Genomic DNA, 21,222 nt, shown 5'->3' on the forward strand with positions numbered 1-21,222 from the left:
GGAATTATCCGATTTGTAAGCGAGTGACTACTTCACCTTCAATTAAATGCTTTTGTGTAAGTTCTTTAACATCTTCCAATTGCACATTGCCGTAGAAAACGCCTTCTGGGTAGACCACCATTGCGGGTCCTTTTCCACAAAAATCAAGGCAGCCCGCACGTTGAATGCGAATTTTTGCGGGGTTTCCTGCTTCTGCATAAGCGGCTTTAAAAGCCTCTACTAACTGCATTCCGTGACCAGAGCCACAACATTTTTTGGGGGCATCTTTGTCGTTGGTACAAATGAACACATGTTTTTCGAAGTGCATATTAAGCTGGATTTAGTTCTAGTACGATTGGGCAATGGTCTGAATGCATGGCATCAGGTAATATGTAAGCATTGGCAATACGATCTTTTAGCGTTTCGCTCGCCATGTGGTAATCAATCCGCCATCCCAAGTTTTTTCCTCGTGCACCCGCACGGTAACTCCACCACGAATAAGCATGTGCTTGTTCCGGATTGATGTGACGGAAGGTATCTACAAAACCATTTTGTACAAATGATTCCATCCATTCCCTTTCTTCGGGAAGGAATCCTGAACTATTGGCATTTCCTTTCGGATTATGAATGTCAATGGCACGGTGGCAAATGTTGTAATCGCCTGAAATGATTAAATTTGGGATTTCTTGACGAAGGGCTTGAATATAATCCTGGAAGTCCGTTAGCCATTCCATTTTGAATGCTTGGCGCTCGTCTCCGCTCGAACCGGATGGCATGTACACGCTCATGACCGAGAAATTGTCGAAATCCAATCGGATGACACGTCCTTCAAAATCATATTTTTCTATTCCGCAGCCTATTTCAGTATGTTTAGGCTGTAATTTTGTGAATACGGCTACTCCGGAATAACCTTTTTTTTGTGCTGAATGCCAATGAACCGAATAGCCTAATTGTTCAATTTCGTTTGTGTCGACTTGGTCAAATTCCGCTTTTAACTCTTGAATGCAAATAACATCTGCTTGTTGGTCCGCGAGCCATTGTACAAAACCTTTTTGAATAGCGGCACGAATTCCATTGACATTATAACTGATGATTTTAAGCATATTCTTAGAAAACTTCGGTTTCAAAATAGTGGATAATATGTGCCTTTAGAAGAATGTCTTGTTCTTTAAAATTAAGAGATGGGGCGGGTGTTACCAAGTTCCAATGCGGCCAACCTGCTTCATCGAGTCCTTCGAGCTCGTAAAAGCCACTGAAGCTTAAGACCTTGCAAGTCGCAATATGCATTAAATCCTGCTTTTCCTCTTTGGTAAATACACGATGCCCAATACCTAATTCTTGAACGCCTATCAGGAACAAGATAGACTCTAAATCACTGGGGCGTTTGTTGAATTGTTTTTCGAAAAAATCAAGGACATTTTCCCAGGCGGCTTGAACGACTTCCGGTTCAAATTCGATCATTTCCATTAAGGCTGTAAGTTAACTTTGAATTTTGCGGCACCTAAAATTGCTTGCTGGCCAGCGGGATTGTTTCCAATTAACACTAAATCACCTGCAATCACATTGTTTGAATAGGTTGTAATGTTAACCCGACCTACGCCATTGGCAATCCCTGCGCCATTTGGGCGAGTTGCTTCGTAAAAGTTATTTTTTTCTTGGTAGTCGTTGATATCTTTAATGAGGTTCCCTATGTTCGAGGAGGAGCCATCACCCGGAATAAAATAGGTGCCTTCGCCCTTAAAATTCTTAATTTGGGTATAAACCGTTTCCGAATCGTTTAGACTGGTGGCCGTAATTTCTAAAATTTGTTCTTCACCCAAGCGCGAAATATTAGCTGTAATTTTGGTTGTATTAATCGTATGGGCAGGTTGTTTGTCAAACTCAATAGATCCGCTAAAATAACCTGATTGCTTAGGTGCGTCACTGTAGGAATGCTCAACGTTAATTAAAACGGCAAAAATGAAAAGCCCAAAGTATAAAAAGTTGATAGGATTTCGGAATAACGAAACCAATCCACTACTCAAAGGATTGGATAGAACAGAACGCCAAAATCGAAACTTGCCAGTAGTAGACTTGTTCATTTTTTCGTATTGGGTTGTTGATTTCGTTGAAAATTCAAATGTAAAATTAACATAAACAATTCATTCCTACACAACATCTACCTAAATCAATTATTTAATGGTAATTGTTTGCTTGATGCTTGATTCCAAATTCCGTTTTGTAATTTTGAAAACACTTAAATCTATTAAGCGTTTATTACTAGATTTGTATCGTCTAAATCATTCAAATGAAGTCTTTTTCCATCCCAAGTTTGTTTAGTAGTTCTTTGATTGGATCCATCAAAGAAGAAAGACGCTTACATGATAAATTAAAGAAAGACTACCGTCCTTCTCATTTTAATTTTGGAACCGTAGAAGTGTATTTGTCGCGTCATTTTGGCTTTTGTTATGGCGTGGAAAATGCGGTTGAGACAGCTTACCGAATTATTGAGGAAAATCCCGGAAAGAAAATCTATTTACTTTCTGAGATGATTCATAATCCTGCTGTTAACGCAGATTTGTTGGATCGAGGCGTATCCTTTATTCAAGATACACGGGGTGTTCAAATTGTACCTTGGGACAATTTGCACGCCTCAGACATAGTCATCGTGCCCGCTTTTGGTACGACGTTGGAGATTCAAGCGAAATTAGCCTCCATTGGAATCGATACATACGCATACGATACCACTTGCCCTTTTGTGGAGAAGGTTTGGAATCGCGCAAGTGCCATTGGACAAAAATCTTATTCCGTTATCGTGCATGGGAAGCCAAGCCACGAAGAGACGAAGGCTACTTTTTCACATTCGCAGTCGGTGACTCCTACGTTGGTGATTAAGGATTTCCAACAAGCCCAACAATTAGCACCTTACATTCGCAAAGAAAAGTCGGCAGATGATTTTTTCGATGAGTTTGAAGGGCAGTTTTCCAAAGGATTTAATCCTGAAACCGATTTGGAGCGCATTGGTGTTGTGAATCAAACCACCATGCTAGCGACCGACACGCAAGAAATTGTTGATTATTTACGCGAAGTAATCATAGAATTTTATCAATTGCGGCCTGAACAAATCACAGAGCATTTTGCAGATACCCGGGATACACTTTGCTACGCAACAAACGATAATCAGAGTGCCACCTATGGCTTACTAAAAGAGGAGGCCGATTTCGCGATTGTTGCTGGAGGGTACAACTCATCCAATACGGCACATTTGGTCGATTTGTGTGCCGAAAAGTTACCTACTTATTTCATTAAGTCGGCGGACAATTTAGTTAGCATTTCGGAAATTTGGCATTACAATAATCGTCGGAAAGAAGAAGTGCAATCTTTCGATTACATACCTAACAATCAGCCTGTTAAAATTTTATTGACATGTGGCGCTTCTTGTCCTGACGCGGTTATGGAGGAAATTTTGCGCAAGCTTGTGGCATTTTTTCCTGGATCAACCGATCCGGATATGGTCATTCAACAATGGATTGCTGATCGCAACTAATAGCTCGAAAGGATTTTGGTCACGGCTGGCAAATACCCTTCGCCAAATAAATTCACGTGGACCATCAACGGGTATAGATTATACAAAGGAATACGTTGGTGAAAGTCTTTTTCAATCGGAAAAGTGCGGTGGTATGCTTCGTAGAATTCCGTAGGAAATCCACCAAACATCGTTGTAAAAGCTAATTCAGCTTCCCGAAGTCCAAAATAGCAACATGGGTCTACCAAGGTAATTTCTCCTTGGGCATTTACCATCGCATTTCCTGACCATAAATCGCCATGCAATAGCGCTGATGATTCATTCGGAATTAGTTGAGGTAATTTTTCGTACAGCCCATTGAATTTCTCTTCCATTTCAGCCGAAATTTTTCGGTTATATATGGCTGTGTCCACTTGTTTTTTTAATCGATTTTGGATGAAAAATTGCACGCCATCTGCTTGCCAAGTGTTTTCTTGTTTGGCCGCACCTAAATAATTGTCATAGTTGAGGCCATGTCCTTTCGCTGCGTGTTGCTGGTGTAAATGGGCTAACTTTCCTCCGAAATCTGACCAATAATGGGTTGATTTTTCTGCGGATTGGATGCAATCCATCATCAAGTATTCCTTTTCATCTAAGGTTCCGACCCCTAAAACACTTGGAACATTAATAGTCCCTGTTTTTTGGATGAGTTGAAGGTTTTTGGCTTCAGCTTCAAAAAGTCCTTGATGTTCCCTTTGCGTCCATTTAATGAAATATTCGGAAATCCCCGTTTTTACGCGGACGGCTAGATTGAAGTTTCCGCCATAAAAAAACTGAAGATCATCAATGGTAGCGCCTGCACCTATATGCTTTGTTAAAATCGCAGAAATGAATTGGTATTGTTCTTGAGATTGTTGGGACATACGAATCAGCTAAAGCGCAAATTTAGGAAAAGGGTGGAACTATTTTGCTTTTTTATAAATGGGAACGGTACTGCATGGCTCGCCAAAAAAGATACTTCGAGCGATTGGTCGTAGGCGATTGGTTAACGTGACATAGGCATCTAGCGGAACCGCTTCCTTGGAACATCCTTTGATAACGATTTTCCCATCTTCAAATTCAGCTAAATCCATGTGCTGAATCACTTGGTCAAACAAGGTTTTTTCTAAATCGGCTAAGTTTCCAAACACAATCGTCGCCGCGTGATTTGTTAAACTTGAACTGACCAACATATATGCCCATGTTGGAATAATAGCATCTTCTGAACAGGCGATGGCCACGTGTTTTCCGTCGTATTGTGCCCAATCATGCGTTTGAATAAACGTGCGAAAATCTTTTTCGCGAAGCGCCAATCCCATATATAATTGAGGAGCGATATCGAAGAATACGCGCTCGCCTGCTGGGCGTAAGCTTTCTAAGTCGATTTGGATAAGACCACTTTGTTTGACTTTGTTGACAATATCTTCCATGCTTACAAGGATTTAATTTTGGGTTTTGTTCCCATGAATTCTTTCAAATACGCGGGCTCAGCAAGCACAAGAGATGCAAATGCTTGGTTGGCAAACTGCTCTGCCGCGTCTTTTCCCATAAACTGGGCGTGCGGGAAGGGGTGTTCCGCAGAAAAAGTGATCTGTCGATTCTCACATGCTGCTTGCCACTTTAATGCTCCGTTACCAAAAGCAATTGTCGGCTGTTTTAGCGTTTCAAATGAGTTTGATTCCAAGATGACTGGACTCGTATCTGAAATTGCTTTTTTACTTTGTCCATCAAAAACTGCCGCATAAACTTCCATGCGCCTTGCGTCCAACATCGGTAATAACAAGGTGTTTGCCGGTAAATTTTCCCAAGCATTCGCCATCACTTTTAGTGTATTGAGGGTAATGAGGGGGATATCTAATCCAAAGCACAATCCTTTGGCTGTGGCTAAGCCAATACGCAAACCCGTATAGGAACCAGGGCCATTTGAAACGGCAATGGCATCGATTTGTTGCAAAGAAACCCCCGCATCTGCACAAACGGATTCAATTAAACGTGTTAGTTTTCTCCCGTGTCCTCCTTCTTCCTGGGTTTCTCGAGAGTCCAATAATTCGCCAGAACGGTGTAGGGCAACCGAACACAATGGTGTGGAAGTTTCAATGCTTAAAATCAAACTCATGGTTTCTCTTGACGGCTTAAAAGAGTTGCAAATTTAGTTGGTTTGCCTAATAAATCGATGGCAGATAATATGCTGGGATCTTTTCGAGTCGACCAGGTATTTAAACCCTTTTGCCAATAGTAATGCATAATCATTTCTTGTTCCAACAAGGGTGTGATTTCCATCGCGTGAAGCTTTAGCTCCCTTGTAAGATTCGTTTTCCAGTGGGTCGTTTGGCTGTGTAATAGCTGCTGGAATTCGGCATATTCTGCTTGGTCACGCGTTTGCTCCAATAATTTCTTGACCTGGTTTTCCACCGGGGCTTCGTAGCTAAAATGGGATTTCGCCAACCAGGCATTAAATTGTTCTAAGATATCTGCGTCAACTGCGAAGCTTTCAGCGCGGGCAATGTTACTGTGAGCGCCATGAAATTCACTTGCAAATAGAAAGAGCATATCCTTCGCTAGCAGGGCTTGCGCAAATGCAGATAGTGGCTTTTTTTGAATGAGTTGGTCTGGCAATATACCGCCGCCGTCAACAACTTTTCGTCCATTTTGCGTGTAAAAAACTTTGGCAGCAGAATCCTGGAATGCCTTCGCTGTGCCATCCGCATTTTTGTTTTTATAATCCAAGGCTTGAATACAACGTCCACTTGGGATGTAATATTTTGCTGTGGTAATTTTCATTTTAGTTCGATAGGGCAAGTCACGGGTAACCTGGACTAGGCCCTTGCCGAAACTCTTTTGACCCATAATGACAGCTCGGTCATAATCTTGTAGAACACCCGCTACAATTTCTGCGGCGGAGGCGGTCCGGTTGTTGATGAGCACAACCATGGGCGTTTCGGTGTCTATTGCTTGATTGAGTGCTTGGTAGCTTTTGTTCCACTCTTCAACTTTCCCGCGTGTTTCAACAATTTTTGCTCCCTTAGGAATGAATAAATTGCAGATGTCAATCGCTTGGGTTAATAACCCACCAGGATTGTTACGCAGATCCAAAATCAATTTTTGCATGCCTTGTTTTTTCAACTCAATCAAGGCTGTTTTCACCTCTTTAGTTGCGGATGCATTGAAGTCTTCCAATAAAATGTAACCGATACCCGGACGAACGATCGCAGCATTTACTACATTTTTGATTTGTACCGTTTCGCGTTTAATGGCGAAAGGTTTTGGGATACTTTGCCCTACCTGCAATACTTCGAGTTGTACGGTGGAACCGGCACTTCCTTTCATCAGAATCGCGGGATCGGTCTCTGGGCTGTCACTCAATAGGGTTCCATTGATTCGGACAATTTGATCGCCAATTCCAAGCCCTGCCAGATGCGCTGGACTATTTTCCTCAATAAAACTGATGCGTTGACTTTGATTGATTTCGGATAAAATGATGCCAATGCCCTGATATTTACCCGTGGTCATTTGGAGAAATTCATCGATTTCATTCTCTGGGTAATACACGGTGTAGGGGTCAAAGCTCTTTAGAAGTGCCTCAATGGATGTTTCGATTGATTTTTTTGGGTCAACTTCATCGACATAATAGGTACTTAATTCCTTGAATACCGTCGCATAGATATCGAGGTTTTTAGCAATTTCGAAAAATCGATCGCCAGGTTTTGTGAATGAGAGGAGTGAGCCGCCAACGAGCAAAATGCCGAGTAGATACTTCTTGGTCGGATTGAGTTTTATTCGCATGATGCTGGCAAACTAAGTTCTTTTAAAATTCCGATGACCCTTTTTTCGATTTTAGCGTAAGGTTCAATCACAGAACCAATATAAACAAAACCTAGGTAATCTGGCAATTTTTGAAATTCAGGTCCGACGAAATGTGGCTTGTTTAACCTGTAGGCCTCACGAATACGTCGCTTCAAGAGATTGCGATCAACCGCTTTCTTGAATTTACGCTTGGGAACCGAGATGATTATTTGTGGTGCGGGGAGATTTGTGGCCGAATTGGTCTTATACAAAACTCGAAAAGGATAGACAAAACGTTGAGAAACGCTTGTGCTATCCTTTTGGAATAACGAATCGATTACCTTAATTTGAGTTAATCGTTCGGATTTAGGGAAACTGAAATTCATGGCATAATTACTTATAGGATAAGTAAACGGCCTAAATCAGCTTGAACTAAATTATGGCTTATTTACCTCTTTTCTCGTCAGAAACAGACAACTTATGGCGACCTTTCGCTCGACGTGCTGTTAACACACGACGACCGTTTGCAGTAGACATACGCTCACGGAATCCGTGCTTGTTCTTTCTTTTACGTACTGAGGGTTGGAATGTTCTTTTCATTGCTTTATTAATTAAAATCCGATTTAGAATCGAATTGGGTTTGCAAAGGTACGGAAAAATATATTTTTGTCAAGTCTTCGAAGAAAAAAATATTATAATGTTCGAAATATGCAATGGAAGGGAATTTTATATCTTTGGTTTTTAATCCCAACAAGTGAAAGTATCCATCATTACTGTATGTTTCAATGCTGCCGCTACGCTCAAGCAGACCATCGAGAGTGTGCTTGCGCAAGATTATGCTGATATCGAATACTGGGTGATTGACGGAGGGTCCTCGGACGGTACGCAGGAACTGCTCGCTTCCTATGGATCTCGCATACATTACATTTCTGAGCCTGACAAAGGGATTTACGATGCATTTAATAAGGGCTTAGCTCGGGTTACCGGGGATATTGTGGGAGTGATTGGTGCGGATGATTTTTATCCCTCCACGGATGTTATTCATTCAGTGGTTGAGGCATTTGAGCGTCAGGATGTTGATTCTATTTATGGGGATCTTCAGTTTATCGATCCTGTAAGTTTAAAGGTCGTTCGTAAATGGAAAGCAGGGAACTATAAGCGCTCAAGTTGGTTGTTGGGATGGATGCCACCGCATCCTACTTTTTATGTGAAGCGCAAGGTTTACGAGGAGTTTGGTCATTTCAAGACGCACTATACTTGTGCGGGGGATTATGAATTTATGCTTCGTGTCTTATATAAACATTCAATTTCAGTCGCTTATCTACCTAAGTTATTAATGACGATGCGCACGGGGGGGACGAGTACTGCTTCATGGAAGCATCGGTGGCGAGCCAACTTAGAAGATCGAAAGGCGTGGCGTGAGAATGGCCTAAAGCCTTATTTAATTACGGTTTCGCTGAAGCCTCTGCGGAAGATTATTCAGTTGTTATCATAAAAAAAACCTCTTCGATTGCTCGGAGAGGTTTTTCTTTTGTGTTTGAAACCGAAAGTTAAACTTTGATTTCAACATCAACACCTGATGGTAATTCTAATTTCATCAAAGCATCTACAGTTTTTGCAGAAGAAGAGAAAATGTCAATTAGACGCTTGTACGTACATAATTGGAATTGCTCACGTGCTTTCTTGTTCACGTGTGGTGAACGTAAAACTGTGAATTTCTCAACTTTAGTTGGTAATGGAATTGGACCAGATACAACTGCTCCTGTAGCTTTAACCGCTTTAACGATTTTTTCAGCTGATTTGTCAACCAATGTATGGTCAAACGACTTCAACTTGATGCGAATTTTTTGATTCATCTTGTTTGGTTCATTAGGTGAATACATGTCGAAAGAACCATTGACTCCGCCATGTATGTATTTTTGGTCTGCAAAACTACGCGATAATTATCTGATACACAAGTGCTCAATCGAAATTTTGTCGGCGAATAGCTTCTGCCTTTGCCTTATTCAACGTCGCTTGGTTAGCTAAGTAGATGCTTGGGTTTCGTATATTTAATTGTTGGGCAGCTTCGTTACCATACGTGATTTCCCCTATTTGGTACGCCTGCATCGCAAAAATCAAGTAATAAACGGGTATGCCCTCATTCCATTGGAGTGCAGCCAAAGCGGCGTCATAGGCCATTTTTTCTTGCTTGTATTGATTCAAAATCGGGAAGGCTTGTTGGAGCACATCCACCTGGAAAGGATGTTGCTCGATAGCTTTTTTAGCCTCTTGAAGTGTCTGTATTGGTTGAATAGATTGGGGTTTCAATAAACTTGTTTTCCAAAAGCTCAACATGTTTTGAAGTCCTGTGGCTTGCGTAGCCGTGTCTTTTTTGATCAGCAGGTCGATTTTTTGTAATGCCTGTAAGGGTTTTCCATGGTGATAATCTTGCCAAGCATGCAACAAGCTTTGCTCGGGGAAGGCTGCTTCTGTCAAAGGATTTTTAGCCCATTGGCTTAGCGGATGTTCAGGCGCTTGGTTTTTAGCATACATCTGGTAATTGTATACATAGGCCCATTGGCGTAAGTCAATTCCGGGACTTTGCGCGATAGCGGGGGCTGCGATTGGCGTGGATTTGCCTGTTTTTAGTGCAATGGCTAGGCTGTTTGCAGCAACAGCCGGGTCGGATTCTACGCTGTTAGCAACGGGTGTTTTTTGGCTGTAAAGAAGGTTTCCTGTGCTAATAGGGCTGTTGGGGTCAAGCTCAAAGGCCTTTTCGTAGTAGTACGTCGCCGAATCCAAGCTTTTTAGGGTTTCAAATTGTTTCGCTAAAGCTGTTGTAATTTCCACCGAAGATGGAAATTGTGCTTGTGCTTTTTGAAGCAAAAATAATGCCTCAAAAGCATGGTCATTGGTATGGTAAATAGTAGCCAGAGCCAGGTAGGCTCGCTCGCTGGCATGTTTTTGTAAACTCGTTGCTAAATAGTAGGCTGCGGATTCATTGTCATTCGCTTGTAAGGCGATGGCAGCTAGACTCAAATTGCTTTTCGCATTCAACTTACTATGCAGCATGGCCTGTTGGTAGGCAAATTCGGCCGACTTTCGATTTTCGGCATGCATGGATATGTCCCCACGCTCATTGTAGAAAGCTGCTTGAAATTGATGGACGACGCTAGCATTTTTTGCGTAAACCCATGCGGAACCCATAATAAATACACCTACATAGAGTAAGCGCAAATCTAGGTGAGGAGCTTTGTGGACGATTTTGTAAACGGGAAGGTTTTGTTTGATTGGCGTTCTGAAATTGCTAATGATGAATAATGGAAATAGCAGAAGCATGACGCTTTGGCAAATAAGCGTCCAATGTACAAAGGCACTAATTCCAGGATCATTTCCGCTGATAAAAAAATACAAGATTGTACTTAGGCCAAATAGGTTGATTCCCCAGCGGAGTAAAGCATTCAATTGACCCGCTTGGAATGAATAGGCTAACCAAGCAATTTGACCAAAAAGGAATCCGGGAATGGCATATTTGATATCCCAGCTCAAGAATTCCTTGCCGTAAGTAAGCAGGAGATTTACAAATGAAAAGCCAAAGAAGATGATCCAATTTCGGCTACTTTGTTTGAATTCACTGCTGTCGCCAACTTGAAAAAGCAATCGAGGAATGGCTGCGGATAGCAATACGCCGATTGTGATTAGGCTTATGATGCCAAGGCTGTTAAGTTGATCGATGAAAACCCAACGGATTTCTGCTATGGAACGGTGTGTGTTCGTCCAAAAGATGAGGCCCGCCCACACGATAAAACCGCCGAAAAAGTAATTTCTTGGGATTTGAGCCCATTTTTTGAGTCCGATTAGACAAAGTGTTAGGGCGATGAACGATGAGCCTATATAAAGGTAAATAGGCCAAATGCGTTGTTCTGCGGCGGCCGTCATGTAGGATTGTCGGACGAAATAAATGACACCTTCTAATTTTGTGCTGCCATTATCGTCGATCACCGCCCGATCGGGTATGATTTCACTGATGGCATGTAGGCTGATGGGTGAATATGGGAAAAATAACCACAATGCTGTGCATATCAGGCAAAGAGTGCCAACGAAAGCAGAAAAGGCAAAAGGGGTTTTGGGCATTAAGTCTTTGTTTTTTTCGAAAGCCAATTTCTGCATAAACTTTAATTCATTCAAAGAATCGGGCCGATTTTGTTAAAAAAAAGGAGAAAAATACAATCTTCATTTTTGTTTATTGGAAATTCCGAACTAATTTTGCAGTCCGAATGGATATCTCATTTTTATAAATTTAATTTTCAAATGGCAAACGCAGTTAATAAAGGGAGAGTTGCTCAAGTAATTGGGCCCGTAGTCGATGTGAGCTTCGAAGGAGAAGGATCACATTTACCAGCGATTTTAAACGCTCTTTCTGTTACCAAATCAAATGGTCAGGAACTTGTTTTAGAAGTTCAACAACATTTAGGAGAGGATCGTGTAAGAACGATTGCGATGGAGGGAACAGAAGGTCTTCAAAGAGGTCAAGAGGTAATTGACAAAGGAACTCCGATGACCATGCCAACAGGTGAAGGTATCAAAGGACGTTTGTTTAACGTAGTTGGGGATGCTATTGATGGTATTTCACAACCAAAATCAGATAAGGGAATGCCGATTCACCGTGCAGCACCGAAGTTTGATGAGTTGGCAACGACAACAGAAGTATTATTTACAGGAATTAAAGTAATTGACTTATTAGCTCCTTACGTAAAAGGGGGTAAAATTGGTTTGTTCGGTGGTGCCGGTGTAGGTAAAACCGTATTGATCATGGAGTTGATTAACAATATCGCAAAAGCTTACGAAGGTTTATCTGTTTTTGCAGGTGTAGGTGAGCGTACGCGTGAAGGAAATGACTTGTTGCGTGAGATGATTGAGTCTGGCGTAATTAAATATGGTGAAGAATTTAAGCATTCGATGGAAGCTGGTGAGTGGGATCTTTCGAAAGTAGATCAAACGGAATTAGCGAAGTCTCAAGCTACTTTGGTGTTCGGTCAAATGAATGAGCCTCCTGGAGCACGTGCTCGTGTAGCTTTGTCAGGTTTGACAGTTGCGGAGCACTTCCGTGATGGTGATGGCGAAGGTCAAGGACGTGATATCCTTTTCTTTATCGATAACATCTTCCGTTTTACACAAGCGGGTTCTGAGGTATCTGCCCTTTTAGGTCGTATGCCATCAGCGGTAGGTTACCAACCAACATTGGCGACTGAGATGGGAGCGATGCAAGAGCGTATCACTTCGACCAAGCGTGGTTCGATTACTTCGGTACAAGCGGTTTACGTACCTGCCGATGACTTAACGGATCCAGCACCGGCAACAACGTTTGCTCACTTAGATGCAACAACGGTATTGTCTCGTAAAATTGCTGAGTTAGGTATCTATCCAGCGGTGGATCCATTGGATTCATCATCTCGTATTCTATCTGCTGAAGTATTAGGTGATTCTCACTACGATACAGCGCAACGTGTGAAGGAGATTTTACAACGTTACAAAGAATTACAAGATATCATCGCGATCTTAGGTTTGGATGAATTATCAGAAGAAGATAAATTGGTTGTATCACGCGCACGTCGTGTTCAACGTTTCTTATCTCAACCATTCTTTGTGGCTGAACAATTTACAGGCTTGAAAGGCGTTCTAGTAGATATCAACGACACAATCAAAGGATTCAATGCAATCATTGATGGTGGATATGACCACTTGCCTGAGGCGGCTTTCAACTTAGTTGGAACCATCGAAGATGCAGTAGTTAAAGGAGAGAAATTACTAGCAGAAGCTGCTAAATAAGAAAAACATATGTTTGTAGAAATTATTACACCCGATCGTAAAGTTTTCTCTGGAGAGGCCTCTGTGGTGACTTTACCTGGCGTGGATGGTTCTTTTCAGATTTTGAATGATCACGCGGCCTTGGTAAGTACTTTGGAAAAAGGAACATTATCTGCCGACAACGAGGTCTTTCAAATTGAAGGAGGAGTCGTTGAAGTGTTAAACAATAAAGTGTTAATTCTTGCTGAAGGCGTCAACTAATTCTATGAAAAAGCTCGTTTTATTATTGCTAAGCGTTATTTTATTGAGCTCATGCTCAGAAAAGACGCAATTGACAGGTTCGTTGATGACATTAATCAAAGAAAATCAATTGCCCTTGGATAAGATTCAGTTTTACAATGACAATGCGTTGTTTTTAGAAAGAGAATTGAATGCGTCTGATGCGAATGTCAAATCGGGTAAAATTACCATTGTTAATGGCAAGTCTATTAACCGTGTTAGTTTGGAACAAGAGACACCGGGTGTTTTGGTGAAAGAGACCAAAGATCAGCTGTTGATTTCCTTTGAAGCAGGCGCAGGCGAAGAAAAAAGTTTGCACTTTGCCCCTGTTTTGGGTGAGCGTGGCGAATACTATTATCAGCTTGTTGACGAATCAGGAAGTCCAACTTTCTCTCGTTTGATGTATGATGGCAATAAATATTTGCTCTACAACAAAAAGAAAGTACGTTTATTGATTATGAAGTCGTCATTCTCAGGCTTGAAAGTAAGCAGCAAGCGGATGCGAGGGAATCGAATCAAATAATCAGACTTTTATAGAAAATTGAAAATAGGATGCTTGCATCCTATTTTTTTTTGTTTCAAATTTACGAAGGTATGCCTGCATACCTTAAGCCCTATGAAAGCAGAAAAAACCGTTGACTTCCAGATTAAATCTAGTTGGTATGCGATTAGTCGCATGTACAATACCTATTCCGCGCAATTTGATATGACAATGGCCATTGGCTATGTGTTGTTACACATTGATAAGGAAGGGACTTCGGCTACCAAAATTGCTCCTGCCTTGGGACTAGAATCTCGAAGTTTAACACGCATGTTAAAAACCCTTGAAGATAAGAAGTGGATTCGTCGTGAAGCTAATTATGCGGATAAACGGGTCGTAAAGATTTTTTTAACGGACCTGGGTAAGCAGAAGCGTGATCAGGCGAAGCAAGGGGTTTTGGTATTTAATGATTTGATTTATCAGCGAATAGGTGAGGAAAAGTTAGCCGATTTTTTCGAGGTTATCGGGTCGATTAATAAAATTTTAGACGAAGAGTCTGATACCATATTTGAATCAGTTTCAAACAAATTAAAGCAATAGCCATGAGTAGTTCAAATGCATTTAAAGGTGGAGAGTTTTTAAATCGTGCCTTATCGCCATCGGAAATTTTTATTCCAGAGGATTTTACAGAAGAGCAACGGATGATTAGCCAGACTTGCTTGGATTTCATTCGTACAGAAGTGCATCCCATCTTAGATGAGATTGACTTTGCCAAGGACGCTTCCGTGATGGTGGGTTTGATGGACAAAGCTGGGGAATTAGGATTATTAGGGACTTCTGTTCCTGAGGAATTTGGTGGCTTTGGGATGGATTTTAACACATCGATGTTGGTTGCGGAGGCATGTGGAGGAGGTCACTCTTTTGCGGTAGCTTTATCGGCCCATACAGGTATCGGAACGTTACCTATCGTCTACTATGGCACAGAGGAGCAAAAGAAGGCCTACTTGCCAAAACTTGCATCCGGCAAGTGGAAAGCTGCCTACTGTTTAACGGAGCCTGATTCAGGTTCGGATGCAAATGCGGCTAAAACGAAAGCAAAATTGAACGCAGCGGGGACACATTATGTGTTGAACGGGCAGAAGATGTGGATTACGAATGGAGGCTTCGCGGATTTGTTTATTGTATTTGCCAAAATTGACGACGATAAAAACCTGACTGCCTTTCTCGTGGAAAAGTCCTTTGCTGGGATAAGCATGAACGAAGAGGAGCATAAGATGGGCATTAAAGGGAGTTCTACTCGGCAAATTTTCTTTACAGATTGTGAGGTGCCTATCGAGAACCTATTGTTTAAACGTGAAGGGGGATTTAAGATTGCGGTTAATATTTTGAATATCGGTCGGATAAAATTAGCCGCTGCGGTGATCGGAGGAGCGAAAGGGATTATTAATTTAGCGACAAATTATTCGAATGAGCGAAAGCAGTTTGGGAAGTCTATTCATGAATTTGGAGCGATACAAGCGAAACTTGCTAACATGGTTGTTCGGACTTTTGCGTCTGAGTCTGCATGTTATCGGGCTGGTCAAAACATTGATGAATCAATTGCTAGTTTGAAGGCATCAGGAATGGCAGATGCAGAATCTAAGTTGAAGGGTGTTGAGCAATTTGCAATTGAGTGCGCCATTTTAAAAGTGCATGGTTCTGAGGTATTGGATTATGTCGCTGATGAAGGAGTTCAAATTTATGGCGGGATGGGATTCTCTGCGGAGGCACCGATGGATCGGTCGTATCGGGATTCTCGGATTAATCGAATTTTTGAAGGGACCAACGAAATTAATCGTTTATTGGCTATAGGTACCGTTTTAAAACGTGCCATGAAGGGTGAAATTGAACTAATGCCCGCGGCTATGGCAGTTGGGAAGGAAATATTGGGTGTACCAGATTTCTCAACGGATGTGCCAGATGGCTTTTTTGGCAAAGAATACAAAGTAATTGCCAATGCGAAGAAGGCTATCTTAATGACGGCGGGTGCTGCGATTCAGAAGTTTACGACAGAGATTGAGCACCAACAAGAAATTCTCATGGGGATTTCTGATATGATGATTGAAGTATATGTTGCAGAATCAGCCTTGGTGCGTGTGGACAAGTTGATGTTGAGAGACGGGGAGGAAAAGCATCATATTGCGCGGGAATGCGCCCTCGTATACTTGCATGAAGCGATGGATAAAATTGCAAATTCAGGTAAAGAAGTTATTATGGGCTTTGCAAAAGGAGATGAATTAAATGTCTTATTGTTGGGCTTAAAGCGATTCACAAAAATAGATGCGAAGAATTTAATTGACGCAAGGCGTCAAATTGCGCAAGCCGCTATTACAAAAAATGGGTATATTTTTTAAATTTTTCGTTATTCAGGACAAAATATCTATTTTTGATTTTTACTTTTGTTAAAATACTTATTTACCATATTCCTTTAATTATACGTTTATGAAAAAATTAATTTGGGTACTGGCGATATTGCCATTTTTGTTTACCTCTTGTGCGAGCAAGAAAAAGATGACAGAATTGCAATCGCGTTTAACGGAATTGCAAGCTAGTAGTGATCAAGCTGTCGCACGTGCGAAATCTGATTTGGCTGATTGTCAATCATTAACAGCAAGTTTACAAGGTGAAGTTAAGAAGCGCGATGCGGATTTAGATGCTAAAAATGGCCAATTAAAGTCCTTGCAAGAGCAATTGGATTACATGAAGAAAACGAATACAAATTTGTTGGATCGTTTATCTGACTTATCTGTTATTAATAAATCAGGTGCTGAAAGTATCCGTAAATCATTGGATGCTTTGAATGAGCAAGGGAAATACATCAAAGATTTGAACTCTTCTATTCAAAAGAAAGATTCAGTTAATTTATCTTTAGTGATGAACTTGAAGCGTTCATTGGCTGATGTGAATGATGAAGATGTATCTATCGAGGTGAAAAAAGGGGTAGTTTATATCTCTATTTCAGACAAATTGATGTTTGCTTCTGGATCAGCTCGAGTTAATACGAAGGCTGAGGCTGTTTTAGCTAAAGTTGCTAAGGTAGTTAATGATCACAAAGGTTTGGATATCTTGGTTGAAGGACACACAGATGCCATGCCTATCTCTACGCCAGAATTTAAGGATAACTGGGATTTAAGTGCGATGCGTGCAACAGCAGTTGTTCGTGTATTACAAACGAAGTTTGGCGTTGATCCTGAGCGTATGACTGCAGGTGGTCGTGGTGAATTTGAACCACAGTCAGGAAACAATAGCCGTGCGGGACGTAAGCAAAACCGTCGTACGGAAATTATCGTAACACCTAAATTGGATCAATTCTTTGATTTGTTGGCTGCTCCAGCTGGTAAATAATCAATTGATTACGCATAATGAAAAGGGCTTCCATTTGGAAGCCCTTTTTTTATAAACTCTTTTTTACGATTTCTCGTTTTCTCCTTGATACGGGTAATTCGGTTCCGTCAGCTAATTGAAGTGTATTGTCCCCACTCAGCTTGTTGAGCGCGAGTTGTTTTTTGTTGATTAAGTAAGACTTATGGATACGTAAAAAAGGGTGAAGTCTTAATTGGGATTCGAATTTCTTAAGCGTTTTGGCCATGGTAATTGGTCCAGCAGACTTTCGGTAGATGACGCTATAATTACTTTTCCCTTCGATGTATAAGACATCTGAAATTTCACAGGTTTGTAGGTCAGGTAGTTTTAGTGTTGTTTTCATTAGCCGTTCGTAATCAATTCCATACAAACCTATGAAATTGATTGGCCTACCTAAAGAAAGATTTATTAAGTGGTCGTGTTTTTTTAATTGGGGTCGAGTTAGCCTTTAATTGATGACTCGGAAATCAGATAGCTTGAAAGTAGCTGGATGCTAAAGTGGCGGTTGTAAATAAAAACAAAAAGACAAGCCTTTCGACTTGTCTTTTTTCTAGTAGCGGGGGCCAGACTCGAACTGACGACCTTTGGGTTATGAGCCCAACGAGCTACCAACTGCTCCACCCCGCGATATATTGGAGTGCAAATATGCAGGGTTTTTTCGGGAAAAACAAGTATCTTTGTTAAATTATTCACAATATCCCATTCGGGGAATTTATTATTTGACATGGCCCAGCAGCATAAAGCAGGTTTTATAAGTATCATCGGCAAACCCAATGTGGGCAAGAGTACGCTGATGAACGCTTTGGTTGGTGAGCGCCTTTCAATCGTAAGTTCAAAAGCGCAAACAACACGCCATCGTATTTTAGGTATGTTGAATGGAGAATACCAAGGCGATGAATATCAAATCATCTATTCGGATACACCAGGCGTTTTAATGCCAAAATATGAATTGCATAAGTCCATGATGGCTTTTGTTAAGAATTCATTGGAAGATGCTGATGTGGTTTTATATGTGACAGACGTATTTGATACCTACGAAGATTTGGAGTTCCTAACAAATTGGAAGGATAATACAGCAACACCCATCGTTGTATTGTTGAATAAAATTGATTTGGTGACAGAAGAGAAGCTCCAAGCCTGCATGGAATACTGGCAAGGTATTTTCCCAGGAAAGCCTATTTTGCCTATATCTGCGCAAGAGCATGTGCATTTGGATCAAATCTTTAAGCACATTGTGGAGAATTTGCCTGTTCATCCTCCTTTTTTCGATAAAGATGAATTAACAGATAAAACCGAACGGTTCTTTGCTGCAGAGATTATTCGAGAGAAGATATTTTTGAATTATAAAAAGGAGATTCCTTATTCTTGTGAAGTTGTGGTGACATCCTTTAAAGATGAGCCCACTATTTTGCGAATTGCCTCCGAAATTTACGTAGAACGGGTTTCTCAACGGGCTATTATTATTGGGCATAAAGGTGAGAGTATAAAGAAAGTAGGGATTCAGGCACGTGCCGATTTGGAAGCTTTCTTTGGTAAAAAAGTTTTTTTAGAGCAGTTTGTGAAGGTAGAGCCAGATTGGCGTGCAAAAGCAGATAAATTGCGATCATTCGGGTATTCACCCGATTAATTTATAGGACAGATGTCAAATATTGTAGCCATTGTAGGCCGCCCAAACGTGGGCAAATCAACGTTGTTCAACCGTTTAATTGAACAGAAAAAAGCCATCATGGATAACATGTCTGGCGTTACGCGTGACAGACATTACGGTTATGGTCAGTGGACCGGCAAATTCTTCTCTGTTATTGATACAGGGGGATATGTACATGGTTCCGAAGATATTTTTGAAGGAGCGATTCGTGAACAAGTTGAATTAGCGATTGAAGAATCGGCTGTTCTACTATTTGTCGTGGATTGTACGACTGGATTAACCGATTTAGATAAGGACTTTGCTAATGTTTTACGCCGCTCTAAAAAGCCCGTAATCCTAGTGGCGAATAAAGCCGATACCAATGAAAAAGCAATGGCTGCTGCCGAGTTTTATGAATTGGGCTTAGGTGAACCCTATCCAATTGCAGCGGAAAGTGGTAGTGGTACGGGGGATATGCTGGATGTGATGATTTCCCATTTCAAAGATGAAGGAATCGAAAATCCAGAGGCAGGTGTACCACGTGTAGCAATCCTTGGCCGACCGAATGTAGGTAAATCATCTTTTTTGAATGCTTTGTTGGGCCGCGATCGTTCTATCGTAACTGATATGGCGGGAACCACACGTGATGCCATTCAAAATCGCTACACGTTATATGGTAAGGATTTTATCATTACCGATACGGCTGGTATCCGTAGAAAGGCACGTATAGACGATAACATTGAATATTATTCTGTTTTACGTTCTATTAAAGCCTTAGAAGAATGCGACATTGCCATTATTCTAATTGATGCGACTACGATTGATCCATTAACAGGACTTGAGGCTCAAGATATGAATATCGTGAGTATGGCTGATAAGGCAAAGAAAGGGATTGTATTGATGGTAAATAAGTGGGATTTAGTTGCCAAGGATACGAATACTGCAATTCAGTTGGAGAAAGCGATTAAAGACCGCATGGCGCCGTTGAATTATATGCCCGTAATCTTTACTTCGGTGATGGAGAAAAAGCGTATTTTCCAGGTTTTGGAGATGATGCTTGAAGTCTATGAGAATCGTTCTCAAAAGATTTCTACGTCGAAGTTGAACGATGTGATGTTGGAGGTAATCCAAAATTATCCGCCACCTGCATGGAAAGGAAAATACATTAAGATTAAATACTGTACACAGGTATCTACGCCTTATCCTACGTTCATTTTCTTCTGTAATCTACCTCAGTATATTAAAGAGAGTTACGAGCGTTATATGGAGAATCAAATGCGTAAGAATTTCAAATTAGAAGGGACGCCTATTTCGTTATTCTTTAGAAAGAAATAGGTTAGTGATGGACGAAAGGCTGATGTAACCTAATTGGCCTTTCGCTCCTATACCCCAAATGGTGTCACCTACTTGTATGATGTTGTGATACGTGCTGTTTCCTAAACTTCTCCATCGTTTCGTTTGTGGATGGTACGCAGCACTTTGGCTTGGGCCCGATATAATCCAATAGGGTTTCGCCCAAATCACTTTTTCCATGTAAAATTTGGGTGTGTCTTGTATTATTTCCCAATGCTTCCCTCCATCGATTGTGGTAATGATTGGAACCGAAAGCTCGTTTAACTTACGGTAATCTCCTCCAACTGCCCAAAATTCATTTTTGTTTTTCGAGCCGATTGAAAAATAGCCTTTTGCTTCGCCTGATGCAATACCTGGATTATTCGTTTTCCAAGTGTTTTTAGAGATGTTGTAAGTGTAAATTTTGACCGAATCTGCACCGCCCCCCACAAAAATTAGTTGGCCTTTTGCTTGTAACATGCTAGACCCACTCGCAGCGAAAAAAGCTTCATTTGTTTGTAATTCAGGAGTGGAAGAGGCGTCTAGCTCTACAAATCTAATTTTCTTATATGAAAAAAGCGTGAGTCTTTGTTTAATCGGGTCCGATAAAAGCCATGCTCGTTTGTTTGCTGTGTCCCAATGCAGGCAATCGAAGAAATAGCCAGGTTCATTTTTTTTGAAAATTTCATTCCATTTTTTCCCAGCATCCATCGTTCGGAAGATGACAGCTTTTCCTTCATCGGATAGTCCTGCACTCATCAGCATGATTTCTTTATCATTTATGATGGCAAGGTCCCTGAAATCGAGTTTTTCTGTATGGGGAATTTGTTGGAATGTCCACGTTTTTCCAGCATCCTTAGAGTGTCCTACTGTTCCTTGAGTTCCACTGACCCATATATGCCGCCCACGCGATTTTAATGCCCGGAATGACGCAGTGCTTGGTATTTCCACCTTTGTCCACTGGGATAGGCAAGGAATGCTTATGAGCAACAGTATGTACCGAAAATAGTTCATCATAAAAAAAGC

24 protein-coding genes and 1 tRNA gene are annotated in these 21,222 nt (G+C 41.2%); 10 read left to right on the forward strand and 15 right to left on the reverse strand.

Annotated features, from left to right (window positions below):
* Window positions 1–4: 4 nt before the first annotated feature.
* The 4 genes from PQG45_RS07365 to PQG45_RS07380 are packed head-to-tail and all read right to left on the reverse strand — an operon-like array spanning window position 5 to window position 2,060.
* Window positions 5–307 carry a (2Fe-2S) ferredoxin domain-containing protein gene (locus tag PQG45_RS07365; protein ID WP_316070581.1) on the reverse strand — a complete coding sequence of 101 codons (303 nt, stop codon included), beginning with the start codon at window positions 305–307 and terminating at the stop codon, window positions 5–7.
* A 1-nt stretch (window position 308) separates the two neighbouring features.
* On the reverse strand, window positions 309–1,082 hold the full coding sequence (locus tag PQG45_RS07370) for an exodeoxyribonuclease III (protein WP_316070582.1): 774 nt from the start codon (window positions 1,080–1,082) through the stop codon (window positions 309–311).
* A gap of 4 nt (window positions 1,083–1,086) precedes the next feature.
* Window positions 1,087–1,446 carry a hypothetical protein gene (locus tag PQG45_RS07375; RefSeq protein WP_316070583.1) on the reverse strand — a complete coding sequence of 120 codons (360 nt, stop codon included), beginning with the start codon at window positions 1,444–1,446 and terminating at the stop codon, window positions 1,087–1,089.
* Window positions 1,446–2,060: a hypothetical protein gene (locus tag PQG45_RS07380; RefSeq protein ID WP_316070584.1), complete on the reverse strand. Its 615-nt coding sequence runs from the start codon at window positions 2,058–2,060 to the stop codon at window positions 1,446–1,448. The genes PQG45_RS07375 and PQG45_RS07380 overlap by 1 nt, the downstream gene beginning before the upstream one ends.
* A 206-nt stretch (window positions 2,061–2,266) precedes the next feature.
* Between PQG45_RS07380 and PQG45_RS07385 the strand changes: the two genes are divergently transcribed.
* Window positions 2,267–3,505, forward strand: coding sequence for a 4-hydroxy-3-methylbut-2-enyl diphosphate reductase (locus tag PQG45_RS07385; protein WP_316070585.1), 1,239 nt, complete (start codon window positions 2,267–2,269; stop codon window positions 3,503–3,505).
* Here PQG45_RS07385 and PQG45_RS07390 read toward each other — a convergent pair.
* From PQG45_RS07390 to rpmH, 6 genes are read right to left on the reverse strand one after another with little or no spacing between them, the layout of a single operon-like run.
* A complete protein-coding gene (locus tag PQG45_RS07390; protein ID WP_316070586.1) occupies window positions 3,502–4,386 on the reverse strand; it encodes a fructosamine kinase family protein in 885 nt (294 codons plus the stop codon). The two genes, PQG45_RS07385 and PQG45_RS07390, sit on opposite strands and share 4 nt — an antisense overlap.
* A gap of 39 nt (window positions 4,387–4,425) precedes the next feature.
* The gene (locus PQG45_RS07395) at window positions 4,426–4,932 is read right to left on the reverse strand and encodes a DUF2480 family protein (protein ID WP_316070587.1); all 507 of its coding nucleotides are present in this window, start codon (window positions 4,930–4,932) and stop codon (window positions 4,426–4,428) included.
* 2 nt (window positions 4,933–4,934) lie between these two features.
* Window positions 4,935–5,618: a tRNA (adenosine(37)-N6)-threonylcarbamoyltransferase complex dimerization subunit type 1 TsaB gene (gene tsaB, locus PQG45_RS07400; protein WP_316070588.1), complete on the reverse strand. Its 684-nt coding sequence runs from the start codon at window positions 5,616–5,618 to the stop codon at window positions 4,935–4,937.
* Window positions 5,615–7,285 (reverse strand): S41 family peptidase, encoded by a 1,671-nt coding sequence (locus tag PQG45_RS07405; protein ID WP_316070589.1) that lies wholly within the window; start codon window positions 7,283–7,285, stop codon window positions 5,615–5,617. Before PQG45_RS07405 ends, tsaB begins: the two co-directional genes overlap by 4 nt.
* Window positions 7,276–7,671: a ribonuclease P protein component gene (locus PQG45_RS07410; protein WP_315575020.1), complete on the reverse strand. Its 396-nt coding sequence runs from the start codon at window positions 7,669–7,671 to the stop codon at window positions 7,276–7,278. Before PQG45_RS07410 ends, PQG45_RS07405 begins: the two co-directional genes overlap by 10 nt.
* 58 nt (window positions 7,672–7,729) lie before the next feature.
* Window positions 7,730–7,885, reverse strand: a complete 156-nt coding sequence (rpmH, locus tag PQG45_RS07415; RefSeq protein ID WP_127802947.1) for a 50S ribosomal protein L34 — start codon at window positions 7,883–7,885, stop codon at window positions 7,730–7,732.
* A gap of 154 nt (window positions 7,886–8,039) precedes the next feature.
* Here rpmH and PQG45_RS07420 point away from each other — a divergent pair, with 154 nt between their 5' ends.
* Window positions 8,040–8,780, forward strand: a complete 741-nt coding sequence (locus PQG45_RS07420) for a glycosyltransferase family 2 protein (protein ID WP_316070590.1) — start codon at window positions 8,040–8,042, stop codon at window positions 8,778–8,780.
* A gap of 55 nt (window positions 8,781–8,835) precedes the next feature.
* Here the strand turns inward: PQG45_RS07420 and rpsJ are convergent, their stop codons facing one another.
* Window positions 8,836–9,141, reverse strand: a complete 306-nt coding sequence (rpsJ, locus tag PQG45_RS07425) for a 30S ribosomal protein S10 (RefSeq protein WP_315575090.1) — start codon at window positions 9,139–9,141, stop codon at window positions 8,836–8,838.
* A gap of 106 nt (window positions 9,142–9,247) precedes the next feature.
* Window positions 9,248–11,401, reverse strand: a complete 2,154-nt coding sequence (locus PQG45_RS07430) for a tetratricopeptide repeat protein (protein ID WP_316070591.1) — start codon at window positions 11,399–11,401, stop codon at window positions 9,248–9,250.
* A gap of 177 nt (window positions 11,402–11,578) precedes the next feature.
* On the opposite strand from PQG45_RS07430, the gene atpD reads away from it, so the two are divergent.
* The 6 genes from atpD (at window position 11,579) to PQG45_RS07460 (ending at window position 17,219) form a co-directional block, all read left to right on the forward strand.
* Window positions 11,579–13,096, forward strand: coding sequence for a F0F1 ATP synthase subunit beta (atpD, locus tag PQG45_RS07435; protein ID WP_315575026.1), 1,518 nt, complete (start codon window positions 11,579–11,581; stop codon window positions 13,094–13,096).
* 9 nt (window positions 13,097–13,105) lie between these two features.
* On the forward strand, window positions 13,106–13,336 hold the full coding sequence (locus tag PQG45_RS07440) for a F0F1 ATP synthase subunit epsilon (RefSeq protein WP_316070592.1): 231 nt from the start codon (window positions 13,106–13,108) through the stop codon (window positions 13,334–13,336).
* A gap of 4 nt (window positions 13,337–13,340) precedes the next feature.
* The gene (locus PQG45_RS07445; protein WP_315575030.1) at window positions 13,341–13,877 is read left to right on the forward strand and encodes a hypothetical protein; all 537 of its coding nucleotides are present in this window, start codon (window positions 13,341–13,343) and stop codon (window positions 13,875–13,877) included.
* A gap of 93 nt (window positions 13,878–13,970) precedes the next feature.
* Window positions 13,971–14,435, forward strand: a complete 465-nt coding sequence (locus PQG45_RS07450) for a MarR family winged helix-turn-helix transcriptional regulator (protein ID WP_315575031.1) — start codon at window positions 13,971–13,973, stop codon at window positions 14,433–14,435.
* 2 nt (window positions 14,436–14,437) lie between these two features.
* Window positions 14,438–16,228, forward strand: coding sequence for an acyl-CoA dehydrogenase family protein (locus PQG45_RS07455; RefSeq protein ID WP_316070593.1), 1,791 nt, complete (start codon window positions 14,438–14,440; stop codon window positions 16,226–16,228).
* An 88-nt stretch (window positions 16,229–16,316) separates the two neighbouring features.
* The gene (locus tag PQG45_RS07460) at window positions 16,317–17,219 is read left to right on the forward strand and encodes an OmpA/MotB family protein (RefSeq protein ID WP_315575035.1); all 903 of its coding nucleotides are present in this window, start codon (window positions 16,317–16,319) and stop codon (window positions 17,217–17,219) included.
* Between the two features lie 49 nt (window positions 17,220–17,268).
* Here the strand turns inward: PQG45_RS07460 and PQG45_RS07465 are convergent, their stop codons facing one another.
* Window positions 17,269–17,580: a LytR/AlgR family response regulator transcription factor gene (locus PQG45_RS07465; RefSeq protein WP_315575037.1), complete on the reverse strand. Its 312-nt coding sequence runs from the start codon at window positions 17,578–17,580 to the stop codon at window positions 17,269–17,271.
* 211 nt (window positions 17,581–17,791) lie between these two features.
* Window positions 17,792–17,864 (reverse strand) — tRNA-Met (locus tag PQG45_RS07470).
* 97 nt (window positions 17,865–17,961) lie between these two features.
* Between PQG45_RS07470 and era the strand changes: the two genes are divergently transcribed.
* Window positions 17,962–18,864, forward strand: a complete 903-nt coding sequence (gene era, locus PQG45_RS07475) for a GTPase Era (RefSeq protein ID WP_315575039.1) — start codon at window positions 17,962–17,964, stop codon at window positions 18,862–18,864.
* Window positions 18,865–18,876: 12 nt separating this feature from the next.
* Window positions 18,877–20,199 carry a ribosome biogenesis GTPase Der gene (der, locus tag PQG45_RS07480; RefSeq protein WP_315575040.1) on the forward strand — a complete coding sequence of 441 codons (1,323 nt, stop codon included), beginning with the start codon at window positions 18,877–18,879 and terminating at the stop codon, window positions 20,197–20,199.
* On the opposite strand, the gene PQG45_RS07485 is transcribed toward der, so the two are convergent.
* Window positions 20,179–21,147: a WD40/YVTN/BNR-like repeat-containing protein gene (locus PQG45_RS07485; RefSeq protein WP_390825460.1), complete on the reverse strand. Its 969-nt coding sequence runs from the start codon at window positions 21,145–21,147 to the stop codon at window positions 20,179–20,181. The genes der and PQG45_RS07485 overlap by 21 nt on opposite strands.
* Window positions 21,148–21,222 lie beyond the last annotated feature (75 nt).

Source organism: Aquirufa regiilacus (assembly GCF_032470275.1).
In the GTDB taxonomy this organism is placed as follows: Bacteria; Bacteroidota; Bacteroidia; order Cytophagales; family Spirosomataceae; genus Aquirufa; species Aquirufa regiilacus.